This is a genomic window from Nitrobacter sp. 62-13 (assembly GCF_001896955.1).
In the GTDB taxonomy this organism is placed as follows: Bacteria; Pseudomonadota; Alphaproteobacteria; order Rhizobiales; family Xanthobacteraceae; genus Nitrobacter.
The window spans coordinates 1-226 of sequence record NZ_MKRN01000128.1 but is presented as its reverse complement, the minus strand read 5'-3'; the positions used below and the strand labels follow the sequence as shown (position 1 = coordinate 226).

The following is a 226-nucleotide window of genomic DNA, read 5'->3' as shown; positions in this document are numbered from 1 at the left end:
GCCACATCCTGGTGCCGACAGAGGAAGAAGCCAAGAAGATCGAGGACCAGTTGAAGAAGGGCGCGGACTTCGCCGAACTCGCCAAGAAAGAATCCAAGGACCCCGGCGCTTCCGACGGCGGCGACCTCGGCTTCTTCACCAAAGAGCAGATGGTGCCGGAATTTTCCAAGGTCGCCTTCGAGCTGGAGCCCGGCAAGATTTCCGATCCGGTCAAGACCCAGTTCGG

1 protein-coding gene is annotated in these 226 nt (G+C 59.7%); it reads left to right on the top strand.

From position 1 onward, the window contains the following. Window positions 1-226 (top strand): peptidylprolyl isomerase (locus BGN91_RS10000; RefSeq protein ID WP_292612725.1); only part of this gene is annotated, 226 nt, incomplete at both ends.